Origin of the sequence: Achromobacter spanius, assembly GCF_002812705.1 — a bacterium.
GTDB classification, from domain to species: domain Bacteria; phylum Pseudomonadota; class Gammaproteobacteria; order Burkholderiales; family Burkholderiaceae_B; genus Achromobacter; species Achromobacter spanius.
On the sequence record NZ_CP025030.1, the window covers coordinates 1 to 20,439 of the forward strand.

Here is a 20,439-nt window from a genome sequence, read left to right on the forward strand (position 1 = left end):
CCACGCCCATGCCGCGTGCGACCAAGGTGCAGATCGTCTCGTGCCCGCTGACACGGGCGCTGATGCGCCGCGCCACGCCCATCGCCTGGGCGGTTTGCTCGAACACGCTGCTGATGCCGTTGTCACGGTTCAGTTCGATCTGCTCGAAAGGCAGCAGTTGCGCATAGTCCAGCGTCTCGCGCTGGCCAGCACATGCTGGCCAGGCACCACGGCGGCCAGCTCGCAATGCCCGTACGGGAACACCTGCAAGCCGTCATGCCCGAAGTCCGACCCCGCCGCCACATCCGCCTGCCCTTCCAGCACGGCGCGAAAGGCGGCTTGCGTCGTGTCTTCCTGCAGCAGGATGTCGATCTCGGGGTGCGCCCGGCGAAACGATTGAATCCGCGCGGGCAAGTCGCCGGACAACGCCGCCACGCTGACCGCCAGGCGCACGCGCCCCGCACGCCCGTCGCAAAGCCCGCCATCTCGCGGTGCATGTGTTCCAGGTCCTGCAACAGCCGCCGCACGTGCGTGGCCAGCGCGTTGCCGGCCGGCGTGGCCTGCACGCCCTTGACGCCGCGCTCCAGCAGCGGCACGCCAAACGCTTCCTCCATTTCCGACATCCGCTTGCTGACTGCCGACGGCACGATGTTCTCGCGCGCGGCGGCCCGCGCCAGGCTGCCTTCTTCCAGGGCGGATAGGAACAACCGCAGCGATATGGGATCAATGTCGCGGACGTGGCTTGATGGGCCGGAGGCGCTTGGCGGACTGGATGCGCTTGATGGGCTTGGGCAGGCTTCATGGCCGAGAGTGTCCCGCGTTGTTCGTGGGCGCGGTGACCCGGGTTTTCCCTAGCGCAAGACTTGAGTATCATCCGCGCTCCGGTCGTGGTTGTACGGCCCCGGCATCACCAGGATTCCCGTTTCCATGCAATGCCCCGCTGCAATTGGCAAAACCCCGCCTCCAATACGCAATGCTTCAGTTGCCAGGCGCCATTGCCCGTTTCTGCCGCGCCTGCGCCCGGCAAACAAAAAAAACAAACCATCAAAAAGCCCCCGCGTCCAAGGCCCCTGCCCAGTCCGCGCATCACAATGCGCAGGTGTTTCCCAGCATCTGGGCCCGGCTGGGCGCAAGCGCCATCGACGCCATCGTCATGGCGGTGGGGATGATCGTCTTGATCATGGCCGCCCAACTGACCTACGAAGGCCTGACGGGCAACAAACCGCCCTTCTTGATCGCCTTTGCCGCCGGCTTGATCGGCTGGTTCCTGCCGGCTTTCATGGACGCTTGGGGTAACGGTTCGCCGGGCAAGCGTGTCTTGAAGCAGCGGGTGGTCAATCGCAAGGGCCAGGCCCCGGGCCTGCTTCGCTCGCTATGGCGCCATACCATGAAGTACACGGTGAACATGCTGCTGCCCGGCCTGTTCCACCATTTGCAGCAGATGATCTTCGGCGAACGCGCCATGCACAACGCCTTGGCGGGCACGCACGTGGTCACGCGCGATGCGAACCCGCGCGCCATGCAGGCCGCCGTCGCCCGGGCCCCCTCTGTCACCGGCGCGGGCAAGTTCCTGTTTACGGTGTTCGGCATCCTGGCGCTGGTCGTGGTGGGCATCGTCATTGGCATCAACGCCACCGGCGATAGCAAACAGCGACAACCCGCTGCATGCCGACATCAACCGCCTGGACCTGGTCTCCGATCCCGTGCGCCGGCTCGCGGAAAACCACTATCGGCGCACGCAGAAATTTCCGTCCACGCTGGACGAGCTGGGCATCAGCGCGCAGTCGCTGGAAAGCAGCGGCTTTTCCAAGGTGGAGATGAATCCGGTCAACGGCGTCTTGCGCTTCACGATTGCCGGCACGCCCAGCACCGACGGCAGCCCCAGCCTGGCGGGCAAGCATCTGGTCTACGTGCCGGAACTGCGCGCCGAACGCAAAGGCGGCGGCGTGCGGCGGTGGGAATGCGGCAGCGACGACATCCCCGCCAGCGACCGCACCTACTCTTGCCGCCACGACGCCAGCGCCTTCGCGCGCTAAGCCGCCCGGCCTTGGTCACAAGCTGCCCTGTAAAACGACAGAACCCCGCGGCAGAACCCCCGCGACATAACCCCACGACGGAACCCTACGCATGTCCGCCTTGATCGAAGCCATCCAACGCGCCGAAGACGGCAGCGACCTGCCAAAAATGCTGTCGCTATGCGAACAGGCCGTGCGCGAACAGCCTGGTTCAGCCACCGTCTGGGGCTTGCGCGCCCGCTGCCACGCCCAACGCAAGGCCTACGCCCAGCGTGACGCCGACGTGGCCCGCGCCCTGGCGCTGGACCCGCAATGCAGCGACGCCATTGCCGTGCAGGCCGTGGTGCGCTACGACGAAGGCGACGAACAGGAAGCCTGGCGCGCCGTGCGCGACGCCCGCCAACGCGCCCCCTCCCACTACGGCTTGCTGATGGCTGAAGCCTACCTGCTGATCAACGATCGCCGCCTGGATGACGCCATCGCCAGTTGGACGCGAGCCTCTCAGATCCGCTCGGCCGCCGCGGCGCCCCATTGCTATATCGGCTCAAACCTGCACAACGCCGGCCGCTACGCGGACGCCCTGCCCTACCACCAGCGCGCCGTCGCCCTGGCGCCCAACAATGGCGGCTTTCTGTACGACGCCGGCAACAATTACCGCCGCTTGGGCGATTTGAACAACGCCATCGCCATGTTCGACCGCGCCCGCGCCATCCTGGGCGAAGAGAACGCCATCCAGCACAACCGCGCGTCCTGCCTGCAAGCCATGGGCCGCGACGCCGACGCGGTGGAAGAATGGACCAGCCTGCTGCGACGCGAACCCGACTGGGACTGGCCGCTGGAAGGCAAGGCGCGCTCGCTACACCGGCTGGGCGCGGACGAAGCCGTGCCCCTGTGGCGCCATCTGGACGCGCTTTCCGACAACGGCTGGGAAGGCCGCAAGGAACAAGCCCGCGAATACGTGCGCGGCGGCAAACCCGAACTGGCCGAAGAGGCGCTGCTAGGCCTGGATCCGCTTGATAGCGGCGACGCCCAGTTGCTGTTCGTGGCGGGTAACGCCCAGCGCGACCAGCGCAACTGGGAAGCCGCGCTGGCGTACTACCTGAAAGGCTATGAACTTGCGCCCGGCGATGACTTCCTGCCCGGCAACGCCGCCGACATGCTGAACTACCTGGAACGCCACGACGAAGCGCTACCGCTGGCGGAAGTGGCGATTTCACTGGACCCCGACTGGCTGAAATGGCGCCGCGTGCGCATTGAAGCGCTGACGCACCTGGACCGCGCCGACGAGGCCGTGGCCTATGCCGACACCACCCTGGAACGCTGGTCAGACAGCGGCCCCCTGCATGCCGAACGCATCAACGCACTGATCGCCGCCAAGCGCCATGACGAAGGGCTGGCGGCCTGCGACCGCCTGCTTGCGCTGGACCCGGACTATCGCAGTTGGGCGCTGTTTGCGCGTGGCAGGATCTTCGGCCAGATGAAGCGCCACGCCGAATCGGCCGTGGCCTACCGCCAGGCTTCCGCGTCTTACCAGCAAAACGGCAAACCCTATTTTCAAGAGCTGTCGATGAAGAACGCGCTGGAAGCGGAAGCGGCCGCCTCCAAACCCGCCGGATTTCTTGGCCGGCTGTTCGGCCGCAAGTAGCCGGGGGGCGCGCAGCGGGATGTTATAGTCACGCCCGCTGCCGACCCTTGCAAAGGGCCGCGCATCGCCCGAGTGGTGAAATTGGTAGACACAAGGGACTTAAAAAATTTGAGCCCTTTGGGGGAAACTCCAAAGGTGTAGCCCGTCAAACTCGGCGAACGCCCTGGACCTGTTCCGAGCCAACGCCGAGCCAAGCCCCGATTGAAAAGCCGGGGAAGGTGTAGAGAGCAGACGGCGGGCACCTACGGCCGCAAGGCTATGGTGAAGGCGTGCTCCAGACCACGAACAGCGCACCCGCGCTGGCGGCGAAAGCCGAAGTGGTAAGAAAATCCCTCGGCCGCAAGGCCGTACCGGTTCGATTCCGGTCTCGGGCACCACCTGCTGCGTCCGCAGCTTGCACAGGCCAGGCGATTGCGCTTGGCCGGACGACCACACTTGAACGCTCCTTCCGCCCCTGCCCCCTTCATCGTCCTGGACGCCTGCGTCCTGATGTCCGGCATTCTGCGCCGGCTGCTGTTGCGCCTGGCCGAGGCCGATGTGTTCATACCCGTCTGGACCGAACGCATCGGCGAGGAATGGCGGCGCAACGCGGCGCGAATCTGGGATATTCCGCCCGAGGTATTGGCCGATTTCTGGCCGAGATGAACGCGAGCTTTCCCCAGGCCAACGAGGTCGACACGCAGGTGTACGAAGCGTCGTTGCGCTATAGCGACCCGAAGGACTTCCACGTGATTGCGGCCGGGTTGGCGCGGCGTGCGCGCTGTGGCTTGCAGCAGCCGCCCCGTGGTGCAGGTGCTGACCTGGAACCTGAAGGATTTCAACCGTTCGGAATTGCGCCGCCAGGGCCTGGACGTCTACAACCCGGACCGCATGCTGGTGCAATGGTGGCAGGCCGACCCGGCGCGCATGCGCGAGGCCGTGGCCCAGATTCCCGCCGACTACATCGCCTTGGACCGCGAGCCGCTGCCGCTGTCCACGATCTTGCATCGTGAGCGCCTGTATGGTTTGAAAAGCCTGGTGGCGCGCGAGATGGTTGAAAAAGCGGGCTGAACCACGGCCTGAAACGCGGGCAAAAAAAGCGGGCCTGGGCAGCTTGCGCCGCACCAGGCCCGGAGCCAATCTTGTTCCCCGAGGTCAGTCGACCTCGACGAACGTTTCCTCGCGCTTCTTGCGCAGTGCCGGCAGCATCACCAGCACCAGCAGGATGGCAGCCAGGGCAAGCAGCGTCGCCGACAGCGGGCGCGTGACGAACGTGCTGAATTCACCGCGCGACAGCAATAGCGCCCGACGGAAGTTCTCTTCCATCATCGGACCCAGCACCAGGCCCAGCAACAGCGGCGCGCCCTCGCAACCCAACTTGCTCCAGACATACCCGATGACGCCAAAGATGGCGAACATGAAGATGTCGAACACGTTGTAGTTCAGCGAATACACCCCGATCGTGCAGAACACGAGAATGGCCGGGAACAGCATGCCGGTAGGGTACGCGCAGCAATTTGACCCAGATGCCGATCAGGGGCAGGTTCAGGATCACCAGCATCAGGTTGCCGATCCACATGGAGGCGATCAGGCCCCAGAAAAGTTCGGGATGGCTGGTCATCACTTGCGGGCCGGGCTGGATGTTGTGGATGGTCATTGCCCCCACCATCAGCGCCATCACCGCGTTGCCGGGAATACCCAGCGTCAACAAGGGAATGAACGAGGTTTGTGCGCCAGCGTTGTTGGCCGACTCCGGCCCCGCCAGACCGGCGGGGTGGCCCTTGCCGAAACGTTCGGGCTCTTTCGACAGCTTTTTCTCAAGCGTGTACGAGGCAAACGCCGACAACACCGAACCGCCGCCCGGCAAGATACCCAGCGCCGAACCCAGGGCGGTGCCCCGCACGATGGCGGGCGCCGCTTCGCGGAATTCCTGGCGGCTGGGGTACAGCGAGCCCACCTTGTCGGTGATTTCGACGCGGTTCTCTTTCTGCTCCAGGTTGGCCATGATTTCCGACAGGCCGAAAACGCCCATCGCCACAATCGCGAAATCGATACCGTCCTGCAATTCCGGAATGCTGAAGTCGTAACGGGCGACGCCGGAATTGACGTCGGTGCCCACCATGCCCAGCAGCAAGCCCAGCAAGATCATGCAGATGGCCTTGGGCAGCGAGCCCGACGCGAGCACGACCGCGCCGATCAGCCCCAGCGCCATCAGAGAAAAGTACTCCGCCGGGCCGAACGCGAACGCCACTTCCGCCAGAGGCGGCGCAAACGCCGCGATCAGGACGGTGGCAACGCTACCCGCGAAGAATGATCCGATGGCGGCAAGGGACAGCGCGGCGCCCGCCCTGCCGTTACGCGCCATCTGGTGGCCGTCCAGCACCGTCACCACCGCGGACGTCTCACCCGGCAAATTCACCAGAATGGCCGTGGTCGAACCGCCGTACTGGGTGCCGTAGTAGATGCCGGCCAGCATGATCAGGCCGGCCGTGGGCGGCAACACATACGTGATGGGAAGCAGCATGGCAATGGTGGGAACAGGCCCCAAGCCCGGCAAGACGCCGACCAGCGTGCCCAGCAGGCAACCCAGGAATGCATAGCTGAGGTTTTCCGGCGTGAACGCCACGGAGAAACCCAGCATCAGGTTTTGTAGAAGTTCCATTGTTGTCTCCTAGTTGCCGAATGCGCTGGGCCACAGCGGGAAGATCAAGCCCAGGCCGCGTATGAACGCCAGGTAGGAGAACGCCACGAGGAACAGGCCGTTGGCAACGGCGACTTTCCAATTGAATTCATGACTGGCAAGGCTGCTGATGAGAACCAGCAGGAATACCGAGATGTAGAGCCCCAGGTACCGCAGCGCGAAACCGTAGAACACCACGGATCCGACCACCAGGAAGAGGATGCGGAAATCGTAGCGGCTGATCGTGGTGGTATCGGCCTTCTTGGCCAGTGCGCTGATCAGCACGACCGCGCCCATCAGCGCCAGCACGATGCCCAGCCAGAACGGGAAATATCCCGGTCCCATGCGGGCCGCGCTTCCCATGGAATATTCGGTGGCCTGTACGGAAAAGGCCCCCCCTAAAGCAATAAACATGGCTCCGGACCAAAAGTCCTGTCTGTTTCTTATCAAGCTGCAGTCTCCCTAGTCTGACGCGCCGGAACATCGCTGGAAAAAGTGGCGCGTCCTTATCTCTACGCCCCCCACCGCTGGCAAGCCGTTGGCGAAAAAGCGAAGTTGCAGATACTAAATCGCATGACGACATATCGAATATCCGTATGAACCATGACTTTTTTGGGGATATCCCTAGTCCAAATATTGGACAGATTTTTCTCAACTCGCTTCAATTACGGCTTCCGAAATGCCTTCAATTCGCTTTCAAGCCGCTTGCCGTGGGGATGTCAGCCATCTTAAAAAAGTTCAACGGGTGGCAAAAAAAATCTGAAGCCTGATCCGCGCCGAGCAACTTTTTTTTCAACCATTCCCCTCCGAACCGCGCAGACGCACGTAAAAACGCCCGCAAAGTGCGGGCGTTTGAGGTCGATGCGGTCGGGAACGATGCGGCCTTGAGCCGCCGCGGTCAGTGATCGTGGTTGCTGGCCGCGAAGCCCGCGGCGTTCAGCACATCGATCACTTCAAGAATGTGTTCCGGCCCGCGCGTTTGCAGCACGAAGTCCACTTCAACGTTGCGCACCGGCAGCGACGTGAAGGCGCGCTGGTGATGCACTTCGGTGATGTTGGCCTGGGCGTCGGCGATGAGCTTGGTGGCATGCGCCAGGGCGCCGGGCAGGTCGCGCAGGTCCACGCGGATGCGGGCCAGGCGGCCGGCGCGCACCATGCCGCGTTCGATCAGTTCGCCCAGCATCAGCGGGTCGATATTGCCGCCGGTCAGCACCAGGCCGATACGCTTGCCCTTGAAGCGGTCGCTGCCAGCTTCCTGCGCGCGCAGCAGCGCGGCCAACCCGGCGGCGCCCGCGCCTTCGACCACGGTCTTCTCAATTTCCAGCAGCACGACGATGGCGTGCTCGATGTCGCTTTCGCTGACCAGTTCAATGTGGTCGACCAGCTTGGCAACGATCGGCTGCGTCAGCGCGCCGGGCGACTTCACCGCAATGCCTTCCGCGATGGTGTATTGCCCCTGCGGCATGGCCACGCCCTTGACGGCCGCGTACATGGACGGAAAGCGTTCCGTCTGCACGCCCACGATCTCGATGCCAGGCTTCAAGGCCTTGGCCGCGGTGGCCATCCCGGAAATCAAGCCGCCCCCGCCAATCGCGATCACCAACATGTCCAACTGCGGCTGGTCTTCCAGCATTTCCAGCGCCACGGTGCCCTGCCCCGAAATGACGGCTTCGTCATCGTAGGGATGGATCATGATCAGGCCGCGTGCCTGGGCAAGTTCGTAGCCGTGCGCCTTGGCGTCGTCAAAGGTATCACCGGCCAGCACCACTTCGGCGCCGAAGCGGCGGGTGTTGGCCACCTTGACCGTGGGTGTGAAGCGCGGCATCACGATCACGGCGGGCACGCCCATGCGCTGGGCATGGTAGGCCACGCCCTGCGCGTGATTGCCGGCAGACACCGCGATCACGCCCTTGGCCCGCTCGTCGGCCGTCAGGGTCAACATGCGGTTCAGGGCGCCGCGTTCCTTGAAGGACGCCGTGAATTGCAGGTTCTCGAACTTCAGCCAGATCTCGGCGCCGAAGATGTCGGACAGCGTGCGCGACAGGGTAAAGGGGGTCTTCAGCACCTGGCCGCGCAGGTTGTCGCGGGCGGTCTGGATGGAAGCGATATCGATCACGATGGGAAGATCCTGTTAACGCACAGGCAGAAAATTGAACAGCAGGAGGCCCTGCGCATAGTTGATGCCGATGCGGCGCGAATTTTCGCCAAGCAGGTTGGCGATCAGGTCCAGCCGGCCGATGATGGCGCCGAACTCGCGCTCGAAGCTCAGGTTCGTGGCGGTGGGAGACATTTCATTGGCCAGCAAAAGCAGTTCACCCTGATTGTTGCGGCGCGACGCCAGCAGCCAGGCGGCTGCCTCGACATTCCGTGCGGCATTGTAGACCCGCTGACCATCCAGCGCGTCGGTGGCGTACAGGCGGGTCTTGCCGTTGTGCGCCGCGATGATGGTGTCGGCCATGCCATAGATAAAGGCGCCGACGCGGTCGCCGGTGTAGTTCGGGTCCAGCGACACGGCCAGGATCTGGATGTCTCGCAGGCCGGCCAGATCGCTGGGCGGCACGCGGACTTCGATGGCGTGCTTGACGCGGTTAACGGCCGCCTTGTGATCCGCCGCGCCCGTCTTGCGCCATTCACGGGGGTTGCGGCGGTAGAGCTTGTCCAGCAGCGAATACAGGCTGTCCAGGTTGTCGCGCACTTCAAGCGTGACCGTGCGGTTGAAATCGGTCTGGCCGAACTGGTCGGCGGACATGGCTTCGCCTTTGGGGCCGCGTTGGCCCGGCCCGGGGCTGCTCATGCAGCCGGTCAGCAGCGCGGCAAGCAGCGCTGCGGCGGTAGCGCCCGCCGCCCAGCCCGTCATGCTTGGATCATCCGTTTTTCCCTCCGTCTGGCGCAAGACTTTACAGGAAAGGCGGCCTGGCCCCAAAAAAAACGGCGCCTTGCGGCGCCGTTCTTCGGTCAATCAGGCAGCAAGCTTATTCAGCTTGCGGTTCCGATTGGGGGGCAGCGTCGGGAGCGGCAGCGGGTTGCTGCGCTTCGATGCCACCGATTGCCTTGATGGACAGGCGCAGGCGGCCCTTGTCGTCGGCCTCGATGACCTTGACGCGGACTTGCTGGCCGACCTTCAGCACATCGTTGATGTTCGCGATGCGGTAGTTGGCGATTTCCGAGATGTGCAGCAGGCCGTCGCGGCCCGGCAGCACTTGCACGATGGCGCCGAAGTCCAGCAGACGCAGGACCGAACCTTCGTACATCTGGCCCACTTCGACATCGGCCGTCAGTTCGACGATGCGGCGCTGGGCTTCTTTGGCCTGCGCTTCGTCGACGCTGGCGATCACGATCGTGCCGTCGTCGGAGATGTCGATCTGCGTGCCGGTTTCTTCGGTCAGCGCGCGGATGGTGGCGCCGCCCTTGCCGATCACGTCGCGGATCTTCTCGGGGTTGATCTTGATGGTCAGCATGCGCGGGGCGAAAGCCGAGAGCTCGCCACGCGAACCGTCCAGCGCTTCCTTCATCTTGGTCAGGATGTGCAGGCGACCTTCGCGGGCTTGCGCCAGCGCCACTTGCATGATTTCCTTGGTGATGCCCTGGATCTTGATGTCCATCTGCAGTGCGGTGACGCCGTTTTCGGTGCCCGCGACCTTGAAGTCCATGTCGCCCAGGTGATCTTCGTCACCCAGAATGTCGGTCAGCACGGCGAACTTGCCGCCGTCCAGGATCAGGCCCATGGCCACACCGGCCACGTGATCCTTGACCGGCACGCCGGCGTCCATCATGGCCAGCGAGCCGCCGCAGACCGAAGCCATCGACGACGAGCCGTTGGACTCGGTGATTTCCGACACGATACGGATCGTGTACTGGAAGTCTTCCGGCGCCGGCAGCAGCGGGATCAGCGAGCGCTTGGCCAGACGGCCGTGGCCGATTTCGCGGCGCTTGGGCACACCGATGCGGCCCGTTTCGCCGGTGGCGAACGGAGGCATGTTGTAGTGCATCATGAAGCGGTCGCGGTATTCACCCATGAGCGCGTCAATGATCTGCTCGTCTTGCTTGGTGCCCAGCGTGGCAACGACCAGCGCTTGCGTTTCACCACGGGTGAACAGCGCGCTGCCGTGTGCGCGGGGCAGCACGCCCAGACGCACGCTGATGGGGCGAACGGTGCGGGTGTCGCGACCGTCGATACGCGGTTCGCCGTTCAGGATCTGACCGCGAACGATGGCCGATTCCAGCGAGAACATGATGTTGTCGACGGTCACGGCATCAGGCAGCGCCTCGCCCTTTTCAGCGGCGGCGGCAGCCAGCTTGGCCGACACGTCGGCCGACACTTCGCGCAGCTTGGCGGTGCGGGCCTGCTTGTCGCGGATCTGGTAGGCGGCGTTCAGGCCTTCCTGGGCAGCCGCGGTCACGGCGGCGATCAGGGCTTCGTCCTTGGCCGGAGCTTGCCAGTCCCATTCGGGCTTGCCAGCGTCCTTGACCAATTCGTGAATGGTGTTGATGACGGCCTGCATCTGCTCGTGGCCGTAAACCACACCGCCCAGCATGATTTCTTCGGAAAGCTGTTGGGCTTCCGATTCCACCATCAGCACGGCGTTTTCCGTACCGGCAACCACCAGGTCCAGCTTGGACGACTTCAGTTGCGAGGCGGTCGGGTTCAGGACGTATTGACCGTCGATGTAGCCCACGCGCGCGGCGCCGATCGGGCCGTTGAACGGGATGCCCGAAATGGCCAGCGCGGCCGAGGCGCCGATCATGGCGGCCATGTCGGGATCAATCTCGGGATTGACCGACAGCGTGTGGATGACGACCTGGACTTCGTTGTAGAAGTCTTCCGGGAACAGCGGACGCAGCGGACGATCGATCAGGCGCGAGGTCAGCGTTTCCTTTTCGGAGGGCTTGCCTTCACGCTTGAAGAACCCACCCGGGATACGGCCGGCGGCGTAGGTCTTCTCGATGTAGTCGACGGTCAGCGGGAAAAACGTCTGACCCGGCTTGGCCTTCTTGGAAGCCACAACGGTGGCCAGGACAACGGTGTCCTCGATCGACACCACAACGGCGCCGGAGGCCTGGCGAGCGATCTCGCCAGTTTCCAGGACGACCGTGTGCTGGCCGTACTGGAACGATTTTGTCACTTTGTTGAACATGACGATTATTCCTTACAAATGAAAAACCGTGGCCGCTGCGACAATACGTCGCACCGACCACGGTTATTGCGTCATGGGGAGCCAGCCCCGTCGATCACTTGCGCAGACCGAGTTTTTCGATCAGAGCGCGGTACGAATCGGGATTGCGGCCCTTGAGATAGTCGAGCAGCTTGCGGCGACGGCTGACCATACGCAGCAGACCGCGGCGCGAGTGATGGTCCTTCATGTGTTCTTTGAAGTGACCGGTCAGTTCGTTGATACGGGCGGTGAGCAGAGCCACCTGAACTTCGGGGGAGCCGGTATCGCCTTGAGCGCGTTGGAATTGCGCAACGATATCGGATTTCTTGATGTCAGCTACAGACATTGATGACCTCTTCGGACATGCGACAGGGCCGAGGTGCCCTGACGTGGTTTGGAAAAAATTTGCGTGAATTCCGGCGATAAGCGTTTTTGCTTTCTCACTGCTGCTTCAATAGCTGCCAGAATGGCCCACCACACACGGATTGCTCTGGGTTGGGGGTCACTCTGCAGCCGGACTGCCGGCGCAAAGCATCTTGCAAAATCAATACACTTGATAAAGCTCGGCGATTATAGCTGATTCGCTAGAATTACCCCACAGGTGGTTTTGGGGGGCCGGTACCGGCCTGCAGCGCCCGAGCGGCGCCCTTGAGGAGCAAACACATGTCTAAATATTTCAGACCCGCGCGTACGGTCCTGGCTTCCCTGGCGATCGCCAGCCTGGCGGCTTGCGCCAACATGACTCAGATCCCGCCCGGCACTTCCTACGGCGACGTGCTTACCCAATTCGGCCAGCCCAACTTCGAATGCCCCCAAGCCGGCGGGGGGCGCCGCGTCATCTGGACGCAACAGCCCATGGGCCAATACGCCTGGGGCACCAACGTCGGCACCGACGGCCGCGTGGGCCAGGTGCTGCCCCTGCTGACGGACGCGCACTTCAAAGTGCTGGAAACCGGCGACTGGGGACCGGACCGCGTGCGCTGCGAATTCGGGCCGCCCGCCCAAATCGATGTCACGGGCCTGGGCGAAAAGCGCGAAGTCGTGTGGTCGTACCGGTACAAGGAAAATGGCGTGTGGAATTCACTAATGTACGTCTACATGAGCCGCGACGGCAGCAAGGTGACGCACTTCCACCCTGGCCCCGACCCCATGTACGACGACGACAGATTCATGTGGCGCTGAACCCGCCATCAACAAAAAACCCGCCAATAATCGCTTGGCGGGTTTTTTTATGGGCTGCGCTTTGAAAAAAAGCAGCGATCAGCGGATCAGGACGAGTGGCCGCGGCGCTCTTGCGTCAGGCGGCGCGCCTTGTTCCAGCGCCAGCCCCACATGACCCAACCCGACAAGCCATACAGCACGAACAGCCCGAACAGCACGACCGGGGGGTCGCTGGACACGAACACGAATACGGCCACCACCAGCAAGATGCCCCAGAACGGCACGCTACGGCCCAGCGCAAAGCTCTTGCCGCTGAAGAACGGGGCGTTGGACACCATGGTGATGCCCGCGTACATGGTCAGCGTGAACGCCACCCAAGCCATCAAGCTGTCATGGATGGGAAGCTTATTGTCCACCGCCAGCCAGACAAAACCCGCCACCAGCGCGGCGGCGGCCGGGCTGGGCAGGCCTTGGAAATAACGTTTGTCGACGACGGCGATATTGGTATTGAACCGCGCCAGCCGCAACGCGGCACCTGCCACATAGACGAAGGCGGCCAGCCAACCCCAGCGGCCCAAATCGTTCAAGATCCATTCGTACATGACCAGCGCGGGCGCCACGCCGAACGACGTCATGTCGGACAAAGAGTCATATTGCTCGCCGAATGCCGACTGCGTGTTGGTCAGGCGAGCCACCCGGCCATCCATGCCATCCAGCACCATGGCCACGAAAATGGCGATGGCGGCAACTTCGAAGCGATCATTCATTGCCTGCACCACGGCATAGAACCCCGCGAACAGCGCAGCGGTGGTGAATGCGTTGGGCAGCAAGTAAATGCTTCGGTGGCGGTTCTCGGAATCGCGCATGGAAAAATTGGGCATAGTCTCAATAACTTACAACGGACTGTGAAAGGTTAACTCATATGGCCCCGCTTGCGGGACAGAGCAAGTGCCATGCCTGAGGAAAAGGCAATAAAAAACGGCATGCCCTTTGGAGGCATGCCGTCTTGTCGGACGGGGCGCGGGGCCAGCCCGCGCCGGGCGTCGATCAGTTCTTGGACTTGTCCACCAGCTTGTTGGCGGCGATCCAGGGCATCATGGCGCGCAGCTTGCCACCCACCTGCTCGATCTGCGATTCCGCATTGATGCGGCGGCGCGAAGTCAGCGTCGGGGCGCCAGCGGTGTTTTCCAGGATGAACTTCTTGGCGTATTCGCCAGTCTGGATGTCCGTCAGGCACTGGCGCATGGCCTTGCGGGTTTCGTCGGTGACGATCTTCGGGCCCGTTTCGTACTCGCCGAATTCGGCGTTGTTCGAAATCGAGTAGTTCATGTTGGCGATGCCGCCTTCATAGATCAGGTCAACGATCAGCTTCAGTTCGTGCAGGCATTCGAAGTACGCCATTTCGGGCGCGTAGCCGGCTTCCACCAGCGTGTCGAAACCAGCCTTGATCAGTTCGACGGTACCGCCGCACAGCACGGCTTGTTCGCCAAACAGGTCGGTTTCGGTTTCTTCGCGGAAGTTGGTTTCGATGATGCCGGCACGGCCGCCGCCGTTGGCGCTGGCGTACGACAGGGCCACGTCACGCGCGGCGCCCGACTTGTCCTGGTACACGGCCACCAGGTGGGGCACGCCGCCACCTTGCTTGTACGTGTTGCGCACCGTGTGGCCGGGGGCCTTCGGGGCGATCATGATGACGTCGATGTCTTCACGCGGCACGACCTGGCCGTAGTGAACGTTGAAGCCGTGAGCGAAAGCCAGGGCGGCGCCGGCCTTGATGTTGCCGTGCACTTCCTTGTTGTAGACCGAGGCGATGTTCTCGTCGGGCAGCAACATCATGACGATGTCGGCGGACTTGACGGCATCAGCCACTTCCTTGACTTCCAGGCCGGCGTTGGCGGCCTTGTTCCACGAAGCGCCGTCCTTGCGCAGGCCGACGATGACCTTCACGCCCGATTCATGCAGGTTCTGCGCGTGCGCGTGGCCTTGCGAGCCGTAGCCGATGATGGCAACCGTCTTGCCTTTGATGAGGGACAGATCGCAGTCTTTGTCGTAGAAAACTTTCATGGTTGTGCTCCAGATTCCAGTATTTGGATATTCGATTAATTCAGATGTAGGGTGTGGCTTGGCCTGGAAGGCCGGTCAAATCTTCAAAATCCGTTCACCGCGTCCGATGCCGGACACGCCGGTGCGTACGGTTTCAAGGATGGCACTGCGGTCCAGGGCCTCCAGGAAGGCCTGTACTTTTTCCTGCACCCCGGTCAATTCGATGGTGTAGGACTTGTCGGTCACGTCGATGATGCGGCCACGGAAAATATCCGCCATGCGCTTCATCTCTTCGCGTTCCTTGCCCACGGCGCGCACCTTCACGAGCATCAGCTCGCGCTCGATGTGGGCGCCTTCGGTCAGGTCGACCACTTTAACGACATCCACCAGGCGGTTCAGGTGCTTGGTGATCTGTTCGATGACTTCATCGGAACCCGTCGTCACGATGGTCATGCGCGACAGCGTGGAATCCTCGGTGGGCGCCACGGTCAGGGTTTCAATGTTGTAGCCCCGCGCGGAAAACAGACCCACCACGCGCGACAGCGCGCCGGGTTCGTTTTCGAGGAGGACGGAAATCACGTGCTTCATGGTGGCCTCCTTACAGGTCTTCAGAGCCAAGCAGCATTTCGGTCAGCCCACGGCCAGCCTTGACCATCGGCCACACGTTTTCGGTGCGGTCGGTGATGAAGTCCAGAAAGACCAGGCGTTCCTTGTGCTTGCCGAAGGCTTCGCGCAGCGCGGGTTCGACATCCGCCGGACGCTCGATACGCAGGCCCACGTGGCCATAGGCCTCGGCCACCTTGACGAAGTCGGGCAGCGAATCCATGTAGGACTCGGAATAGCGCGAGCCGTAATCGATCTGCTGCCATTGCCGGACCATGCCCAGGAAACGGTTGTTCAGGCAGACGATCTTGGGCGTCAGGCGGTATTGATGGCAGGTCGACAGTTCCTGGATGTTCATCTGGATCGACGCTTCGCCGGTGATAACGGCGACGTCGTGCCCAGGGTTGGCCATCTGCACGCCCATCGCGTACGGCAGCCCAACACCCATGGTGCCCAGGCCGCCGGAATTGATCCAGCGGCGCGGCTTGTCGAACTTGTAGTACTGGGCCGCCCACATCTGGTGCTGGCCCACGTCGGACGTCACGAAGGCGTCGCCGCCCGTCACTTCCCAGAGCTTTTCCACCACATACTGCGGCTTGATGACTTCGTCCGAGTTGGCGAACTTCAGGCATTCCTTGCCGCGCCAGGTCTCGACCTGCTCCCACCACTTGGTGATGGACGCGGGCTTGTGCTCGGCGGCCGCCACTTCGTACTGGGCGGACAGGTCGGCCAGCACATCCTTGACGTTGCCGACGATCGGGACGTCAACGCGCACGCGCTTGGAGATCGACGACGGATCGATATCAATATGGATGATCTTGCGGGCGTTCTGCGCGAAGTGCTTGGGGTTGCCGATCACGCGGTCATCGAAACGAGCGCCGATGGCCAGCAGCACGTCACAGTGCTGCATCGCCATATTGGCTTCGTAGGTGCCGTGCATGCCGGGCATGCCCACGAACTGGCCGCTGCTGGCCGGGTAGCCGCCCAGACCCATCAGGGTGCTGGTGCACGGCGCGCCCAGTTGCGACACCAGCTTGTTGAGCTCGGGCGCGGCGTTCGACAGGATGACCCCGCCGCCGGTGTAGATCATTGGTCGCTCGGCGGCCAGCAGCATCTGCACGGCTTTCTTGATTTGCCCCTGGTGGCCCTTGTTGACGGGCGCGTAGGAACGCATCGAGATCTCGCCCTTGGGCGGCGTGTACTTGCACTGCGCGACGGTGATGTCCTTGGGGATATCGACCAGCACCGGGCCGGGGCGGCCCGTGCGCGCGATGTAGAACGCGCGGCGCATGGTTTCAGCCAGGTCCTTGACGTCACGCACCAGGAAGTTGTGCTTGACGCAGGGGCGCGTGATGCCGACGGTGTCGCATTCCTGGAACGCATCTTCGCCGATGGCCGCAGTGGGCACTTGCCCGCTGATGATGACCATGGGGATGGAATCCATATAGGCGGTGGCGATGCCGGTGACGGCATTGGTCACGCCCGGGCCACTGGTCACGAGGCAGACGCCAACCTTTTGCGACGAGCGCGAATAGGCATCGGCGGCGTGCACGGCGGCTTGCTCGTGACGAACCAGGATATGCTGAAATTTGTCTTGCTTGAAGATCGCGTCGTAGATGTAAAGCACTGCGCCGCCGGGGTAGCCGAAAACGTGTTCCACGCCCTCATCGGCCAGGCAGCGCACGACGATATCGGCGCCATTCATTTCCATGTTTATTTCCTTTCAGTACCGGCCCTGCAACCCTGACTGCTGCTCGCCCGGATACGGCGGCAACGGAACCCATACCGGCTACGACAACATGATCCGGCGCTTAGCGGCTCACGGAGCCACGCCACCCGGACACCCTGCCGACCCGGCACACGCTCGACAGAACGCAGTGCAAACGCCCCTTGGGGACGCTGGAGGTCGAAATGGAAGCTTTGGCAACACACGCTTGTGGCGCGGCCAACAGCAAGTATCACTGCGGCAGGATGGCTGGGGAGGTGACCCGTACCATCCGCCTCAACGCGCCGGTATCGGATAGGCAGACCGGCGCAAGAGGTGGAATTTACCGCGTTGCGTCAAAGGTAGCAAATCGACGTGAAACGACCGTTGCGCGCGCGATGCAGCCGGTCTGACAGGGAAAGTCCTGTAACCATCTGACCCCAGAATGTATGCCCCCACGCTTCGCGCCCTCCGGGCGCTCTCTGCCCCCGAGGGGGCGCTTTCCCCTTGGGGCGGCCCGGCGGGGAAAGGGAGCCCCCACGCTTCGCACCCTCCGGGCGCTCACTGCCCCCCGAGGGGGCGCTTTCCCCTTGGGGCGGCCCGGCGGGGAAAGGAGCCCCCACGCTTCGCACCCTCCGGGCGCTCACTGCCCCCCGAGGGGGCGCTTTCCCCTTGGGGCGGCCCGGCGGGGAAAGGGAGCCCCCACGCTTCGCGCCCTCCGGGCGCTCTCTGCCCCCCGAGGGGGCGCTTTCCCCTTGGGGCGGCCCGGCGGGGAAAGGAGCCCCCACGCTTCGCGCCCTCCGGGCGCTCTCTGCCCCCCGAGGGGGCGCTTTCCCCTTGGGGCGGCCCGGCGGGGAAAGGGCCCTAAGCCTGGAGGGCATCTATATACTTGCCGCATCGCAAGATTAGGCCTCGTCCCATGGATTTGCGCATTGCCAGCATTCGCCGTTTCCTCTACAGCCACTACTTCTTCGGAGGGGTGCGCCAGGGGGTTGGCATGCTGTTGCCCGTGCTGGTGCTGGGCGGGCTGTTCGGCAACTACACCACCGGGCTGGTCGCGACCTTCGGTGCGCAGTGCCTGGCCATCATCGACCAACCGGGCGGGCCGCAGCGCCATCGCACCAATGAAATGCTGGGCGGGGCCGCGCTGGGCACCGTGACCGTCATCATCACGGGGCTGGCGTCCACCAATCCCATCCTGATCTGGCTGGTGGTGATTGCGCAGTGCTTCGTCTATTCGATGTTCACGGTGTTCGGCAAGCGCGGCGGGCTGATCGGCTTTGCCGGCCTGCTGCTGATGACCTTGACGATGCATTCGCCGCTACAGCCGCACGAAGTATTCGCGCACGCCGTCGCCACCTTGGGCGGCGCGCTTTTCTATGTAGTGTTCAGCCTGGGATTTTCGCGCCTGTTCTGGCTGCGCGAGGAACAGCAGGCCATGTCGGTGGCGCTGTTCGCCACCGCAGACTACGTGGCCGCCCGCGCCGCCTTCTATGACGAGACGGCCGACCTGGACGAAGCCTATCGCACCCTGATCCAACGCCAGTCCGTCATGACCGAAAAGCACCAGGCGGCGCGCGACATGGTGCTGCGCGCCCTGCCGCGCGGCAAGGGCGTGGGCGACCGTCAGCGCGTGATGATCTGGAACATGTTCGTCGACATGCTGCAACTGCTGGACACGCTGGTCGCCACACACACCGACTACGCCGCGCTGCGTCGCACGCTGGCGGGTAATGACTGCCTGATGTTCATGCGCGACGCGCTGGTGAAGATGTCGCTGGAACTCAACCGCATCGCGCTGGACGTGTCGCGCGGCCGCCAGGTGCAGTACCGCAGCAGCGCCAAGGCGGAACTGCGCGCCATCGAATACGAAATCGAACAGCTCAAGCAGCAAGGCCTGGGCGAGCGCGAACCCGAGATGCTGGCGCTGATCATCCAGGTGCTGCGCCGTCTGCGCAATTCGGCCCGCATCGTCGACCGCCTGGCCGACCACACGGCGGCATCGCCGGACGCCAAGCCCACCGACGTGCTGCGCATCAACAAGTCGTTGACGCGCTTTATCTCGCGCCAGGAATTCCGCTTCGGGCTGTTGACCAGCAACCTGCGGCTGGATTCCCCGCACTTCCGTTATGCGCTGCGCGTGACGGCGGCGGCGGCCATCGCCATGACCCTGGCCAGCCGCTGGCTGTCGCCGGAATTTTCCGCGCACAACTACTGGATCATGCTGACCATCGTCATCATCATGAAGCCCGGCTTTGCGCTGACGCGGCAGCGCAATGGCTGGCGCTTGGGCGGCACCTTGATCGGCTGCATTTGCGCGCTGCTGCTGTTCAACCTGACCGACAGCCCCGAGATCCTGTTCGCCGTGCTGCTGGGCGCCTGCATCATGGGCAACAGCCTGGTGCAACTGAACTACATGGCCAGCGCCATTTTCAACACGCTCTTCGTGGTGCTGGTGTTCCACTTCGTGTCGCCGGGCACCGTGTCGATGTCCGTAATTGGCGAACGCGCCATCGACACGCTGCTGGGCTGCGCGCTGGCGCTGATCTGCAGCTACATCCTGCCGTGGTGGGAAGCACGCTATCTGAAGCCGCTGGCCGCCGCCGCCACCCGCGCCAACCGGGAATACTTGCTGGCCGGGCTGCGCTACGTTGAAGCCATGCAAACGCACGCGGGGCCAGCCACGAATGCCGGCGCAAATGCGGACACGACTGCGGGCACGAATACGGCCACGACTGCAGCCGCGACTGCAGCCCCAAGCGCCGCAACGAACGCCTCCGCCACCGACACCCCCGCCGTCATCGATGCCGACCTGGCCTGGCGCCTGGCGCGCAAGAACGTGCACATTGCATTCAGCAATTTTGCCGAAGCGTTCTACCGCATGATGAGCGAACCCAAATCGCACCAGCTCAGCGTGCCGGAATTGAACAACCTGCTGATCCAGAACCATGTGCTGGCCTCGCAGATCACGGCGGCGATACCCATTCTGGCGGCGCTACCCAAGACGCCCGAAGCAGTACAGTTGGCGCTGAACGGCATGGTCGACCTGCTGGACGAAAAGCGCCCCCAGATCGCCACGACCCTGCCCACGCAGTTCGACACGGCCGGCGAACAGGCGGCATTGGCGTATCCGTTGAAGCAGATGCTGAAGGCAGCGCACATGATTCGCCAGGAACTGCAAGCGCTGGCCGACCCCACGCATGCCCCGCCGGTAGCGGCGGCAGCGTGAATGATGCGGTTGGATAGGTAGGATGGGTGCAGCGCGGGTTGGCGCCGGCAAGAACCTACCGCCGATCGCGCGCGAGACCCATCAGACACCCGCGAGCTTGTGGCTGATCCTGTTAAGAATTCAGCGCTGCTTGATGGGTTCGCGCGTTGAGCGATTTCTTTCTTTTTTAAACGGTCTCGCGCCACACCCATCCTACGATCGTGCCGGTTTGCCCGGAACGTAGGATGGGTGCAGCGCGCGCTGGCTC

14 protein-coding genes and 4 pseudogenes are annotated in these 20,439 nt (G+C 63.3%); 6 read left to right on the forward strand and 12 right to left on the reverse strand.

Going from position 1 to position 20,439, the window contains the following annotated elements; translation table 11 throughout:
• Window positions 1–129: 129 nt before the first annotated feature.
• Together CVS48_RS29515 and CVS48_RS29520 are read right to left on the reverse strand one after the other, a co-directional pair.
• Window positions 130–414: a LysR substrate-binding domain-containing protein gene (locus CVS48_RS29515; protein WP_244191394.1), complete on the reverse strand. Its 285-nt coding sequence runs from the start codon at window positions 412–414 to the stop codon at window positions 130–132.
• Between the two features lie 170 nt (window positions 415–584).
• Window positions 585–686 (reverse strand): annotated as a pseudogene (locus CVS48_RS29520) (helix-turn-helix domain-containing protein); the annotation flags it as partial.
• Window positions 687–1,144: 458 nt separating this feature from the next.
• On the opposite strand from CVS48_RS29520, the pseudogene CVS48_RS29525 reads away from it, so the two are divergent.
• The 4 genes and pseudogenes from CVS48_RS29525 to CVS48_RS00020 all read left to right on the forward strand — a co-directional run.
• Window positions 1,145–1,495 (forward strand): annotated as a pseudogene (locus tag CVS48_RS29525) (RDD family protein); the annotation flags it as partial.
• A gap of 103 nt (window positions 1,496–1,598) precedes the next feature.
• Entirely contained in the window at window positions 1,599–2,015 is a 417-nt protein-coding gene (locus CVS48_RS29530; RefSeq protein WP_244191399.1) for a pilin, read from the forward strand.
• Between the two features lie 91 nt (window positions 2,016–2,106).
• Complete coding sequence (locus tag CVS48_RS00015) at window positions 2,107–3,639, forward strand: tetratricopeptide repeat protein (RefSeq protein WP_100852790.1); 1,533 nt, start codon at window positions 2,107–2,109, stop codon at window positions 3,637–3,639.
• 489 nt (window positions 3,640–4,128) lie between these two features.
• Window positions 4,129–4,689, forward strand: a pseudogene (locus CVS48_RS00020) (PIN domain-containing protein).
• Between the two features lie 84 nt (window positions 4,690–4,773).
• Here CVS48_RS00020 and CVS48_RS00025 read toward each other — a convergent pair.
• The 6 genes and pseudogenes from CVS48_RS00025 to rpsO form a co-directional block, all read right to left on the reverse strand.
• A pseudogene (locus CVS48_RS00025) lies at window positions 4,774–6,280 on the reverse strand (tripartite tricarboxylate transporter permease).
• A 9-nt stretch (window positions 6,281–6,289) separates the two neighbouring features.
• Window positions 6,290–6,712: a tripartite tricarboxylate transporter TctB family protein gene (locus CVS48_RS00030; RefSeq protein ID WP_100852791.1), complete on the reverse strand. Its 423-nt coding sequence runs from the start codon at window positions 6,710–6,712 to the stop codon at window positions 6,290–6,292.
• A 484-nt stretch (window positions 6,713–7,196) separates the two neighbouring features.
• Complete coding sequence (locus tag CVS48_RS00035; RefSeq protein ID WP_100852792.1) at window positions 7,197–8,414, reverse strand: threonine ammonia-lyase; 1,218 nt, start codon at window positions 8,412–8,414, stop codon at window positions 7,197–7,199.
• A gap of 15 nt (window positions 8,415–8,429) precedes the next feature.
• Window positions 8,430–9,155: a hypothetical protein gene (locus tag CVS48_RS00040; RefSeq protein ID WP_100852793.1), complete on the reverse strand. Its 726-nt coding sequence runs from the start codon at window positions 9,153–9,155 to the stop codon at window positions 8,430–8,432.
• Window positions 9,156–9,270: 115 nt separating this feature from the next.
• Window positions 9,271–11,433 carry a polyribonucleotide nucleotidyltransferase gene (gene pnp / locus CVS48_RS00045; RefSeq protein ID WP_100852794.1) on the reverse strand — a complete coding sequence of 721 codons (2,163 nt, stop codon included), beginning with the start codon at window positions 11,431–11,433 and terminating at the stop codon, window positions 9,271–9,273.
• Window positions 11,434–11,527: 94 nt separating this feature from the next.
• Entirely contained in the window at window positions 11,528–11,797 is a 270-nt protein-coding gene (gene rpsO / locus CVS48_RS00050) for a 30S ribosomal protein S15 (protein ID WP_006223612.1), read from the reverse strand.
• A gap of 317 nt (window positions 11,798–12,114) precedes the next feature.
• Between rpsO and CVS48_RS00055 the strand changes: the two genes are divergently transcribed.
• Window positions 12,115–12,633 (forward strand): hypothetical protein, encoded by a 519-nt coding sequence (locus CVS48_RS00055; protein ID WP_100852795.1) that lies wholly within the window; start codon window positions 12,115–12,117, stop codon window positions 12,631–12,633.
• Between the two features lie 86 nt (window positions 12,634–12,719).
• Here the strand turns inward: CVS48_RS00055 and pssA are convergent, their stop codons facing one another.
• The 4 genes from pssA to CVS48_RS00075 form a co-directional block, all read right to left on the reverse strand.
• Window positions 12,720–13,493, reverse strand: a complete 774-nt coding sequence (pssA, locus tag CVS48_RS00060; RefSeq protein WP_100852796.1) for a CDP-diacylglycerol--serine O-phosphatidyltransferase — start codon at window positions 13,491–13,493, stop codon at window positions 12,720–12,722.
• A 166-nt stretch (window positions 13,494–13,659) separates the two neighbouring features.
• The gene (ilvC, locus tag CVS48_RS00065) at window positions 13,660–14,676 is read right to left on the reverse strand and encodes a ketol-acid reductoisomerase (protein WP_100852797.1); all 1,017 of its coding nucleotides are present in this window, start codon (window positions 14,674–14,676) and stop codon (window positions 13,660–13,662) included.
• A 75-nt stretch (window positions 14,677–14,751) separates the two neighbouring features.
• Complete coding sequence (ilvN, locus tag CVS48_RS00070) at window positions 14,752–15,243, reverse strand: acetolactate synthase small subunit (RefSeq protein ID WP_006223608.1); 492 nt, start codon at window positions 15,241–15,243, stop codon at window positions 14,752–14,754.
• A gap of 10 nt (window positions 15,244–15,253) precedes the next feature.
• On the reverse strand, window positions 15,254–16,969 hold the full coding sequence (locus CVS48_RS00075; protein WP_006217867.1) for an acetolactate synthase 3 catalytic subunit: 1,716 nt from the start codon (window positions 16,967–16,969) through the stop codon (window positions 15,254–15,256).
• A gap of 913 nt (window positions 16,970–17,882) precedes the next feature.
• Between CVS48_RS00075 and CVS48_RS00080 the strand changes: the two genes are divergently transcribed.
• On the forward strand, window positions 17,883–20,192 hold the full coding sequence (locus tag CVS48_RS00080; protein WP_100852798.1) for an FUSC family protein: 2,310 nt from the start codon (window positions 17,883–17,885) through the stop codon (window positions 20,190–20,192).
• Window positions 20,193–20,439: the final 247 nt, after the last annotated feature.

What these genes read in the sequence shown, in the direction of transcription:
- pnp (WP_100852794.1), bottom strand. Translation starts at nt 11,433, where the DNA reads ATGTTCAACAAAGTGACAAAATCGTTCCAGTACGGCCAGCACACGGTC.
- ilvC (WP_100852797.1), bottom strand. Translation starts at nt 14,676, where the DNA reads ATGAAAGTTTTCTACGACAAAGACTGCGATCTGTCCCTCATCAAAGGC.
- CVS48_RS00055 (WP_100852795.1), top strand. Translation starts at nt 12,115, where the DNA reads ATGTCTAAATATTTCAGACCCGCGCGTACGGTCCTGGCTTCCCTGGCG.
- CVS48_RS00080 (WP_100852798.1), top strand. Translation starts at nt 17,883, where the DNA reads ATGGATTTGCGCATTGCCAGCATTCGCCGTTTCCTCTACAGCCACTAC.
- pssA (WP_100852796.1), bottom strand. Translation starts at nt 13,493, where the DNA reads ATGCCCAATTTTTCCATGCGCGATTCCGAGAACCGCCACCGAAGCATT.
- CVS48_RS00015 (WP_100852790.1), top strand. Translation starts at nt 2,107, where the DNA reads ATGTCCGCCTTGATCGAAGCCATCCAACGCGCCGAAGACGGCAGCGAC.
- CVS48_RS00075 (WP_006217867.1), bottom strand. Translation starts at nt 16,969, where the DNA reads ATGGAAATGAATGGCGCCGATATCGTCGTGCGCTGCCTGGCCGATGAG.
- CVS48_RS00040 (WP_100852793.1), bottom strand. Translation starts at nt 9,155, where the DNA reads ATGACGGGCTGGGCGGCGGGCGCTACCGCCGCAGCGCTGCTTGCCGCG.
- rpsO (WP_006223612.1), bottom strand. Translation starts at nt 11,797, where the DNA reads ATGTCTGTAGCTGACATCAAGAAATCCGATATCGTTGCGCAATTCCAA.
- CVS48_RS00030 (WP_100852791.1), bottom strand. Translation starts at nt 6,712, where the DNA reads ATGTTTATTGCTTTAGGGGGGGCCTTTTCCGTACAGGCCACCGAATAT.
- ilvN (WP_006223608.1), bottom strand. Translation starts at nt 15,243, where the DNA reads ATGAAGCACGTGATTTCCGTCCTCCTCGAAAACGAACCCGGCGCGCTG.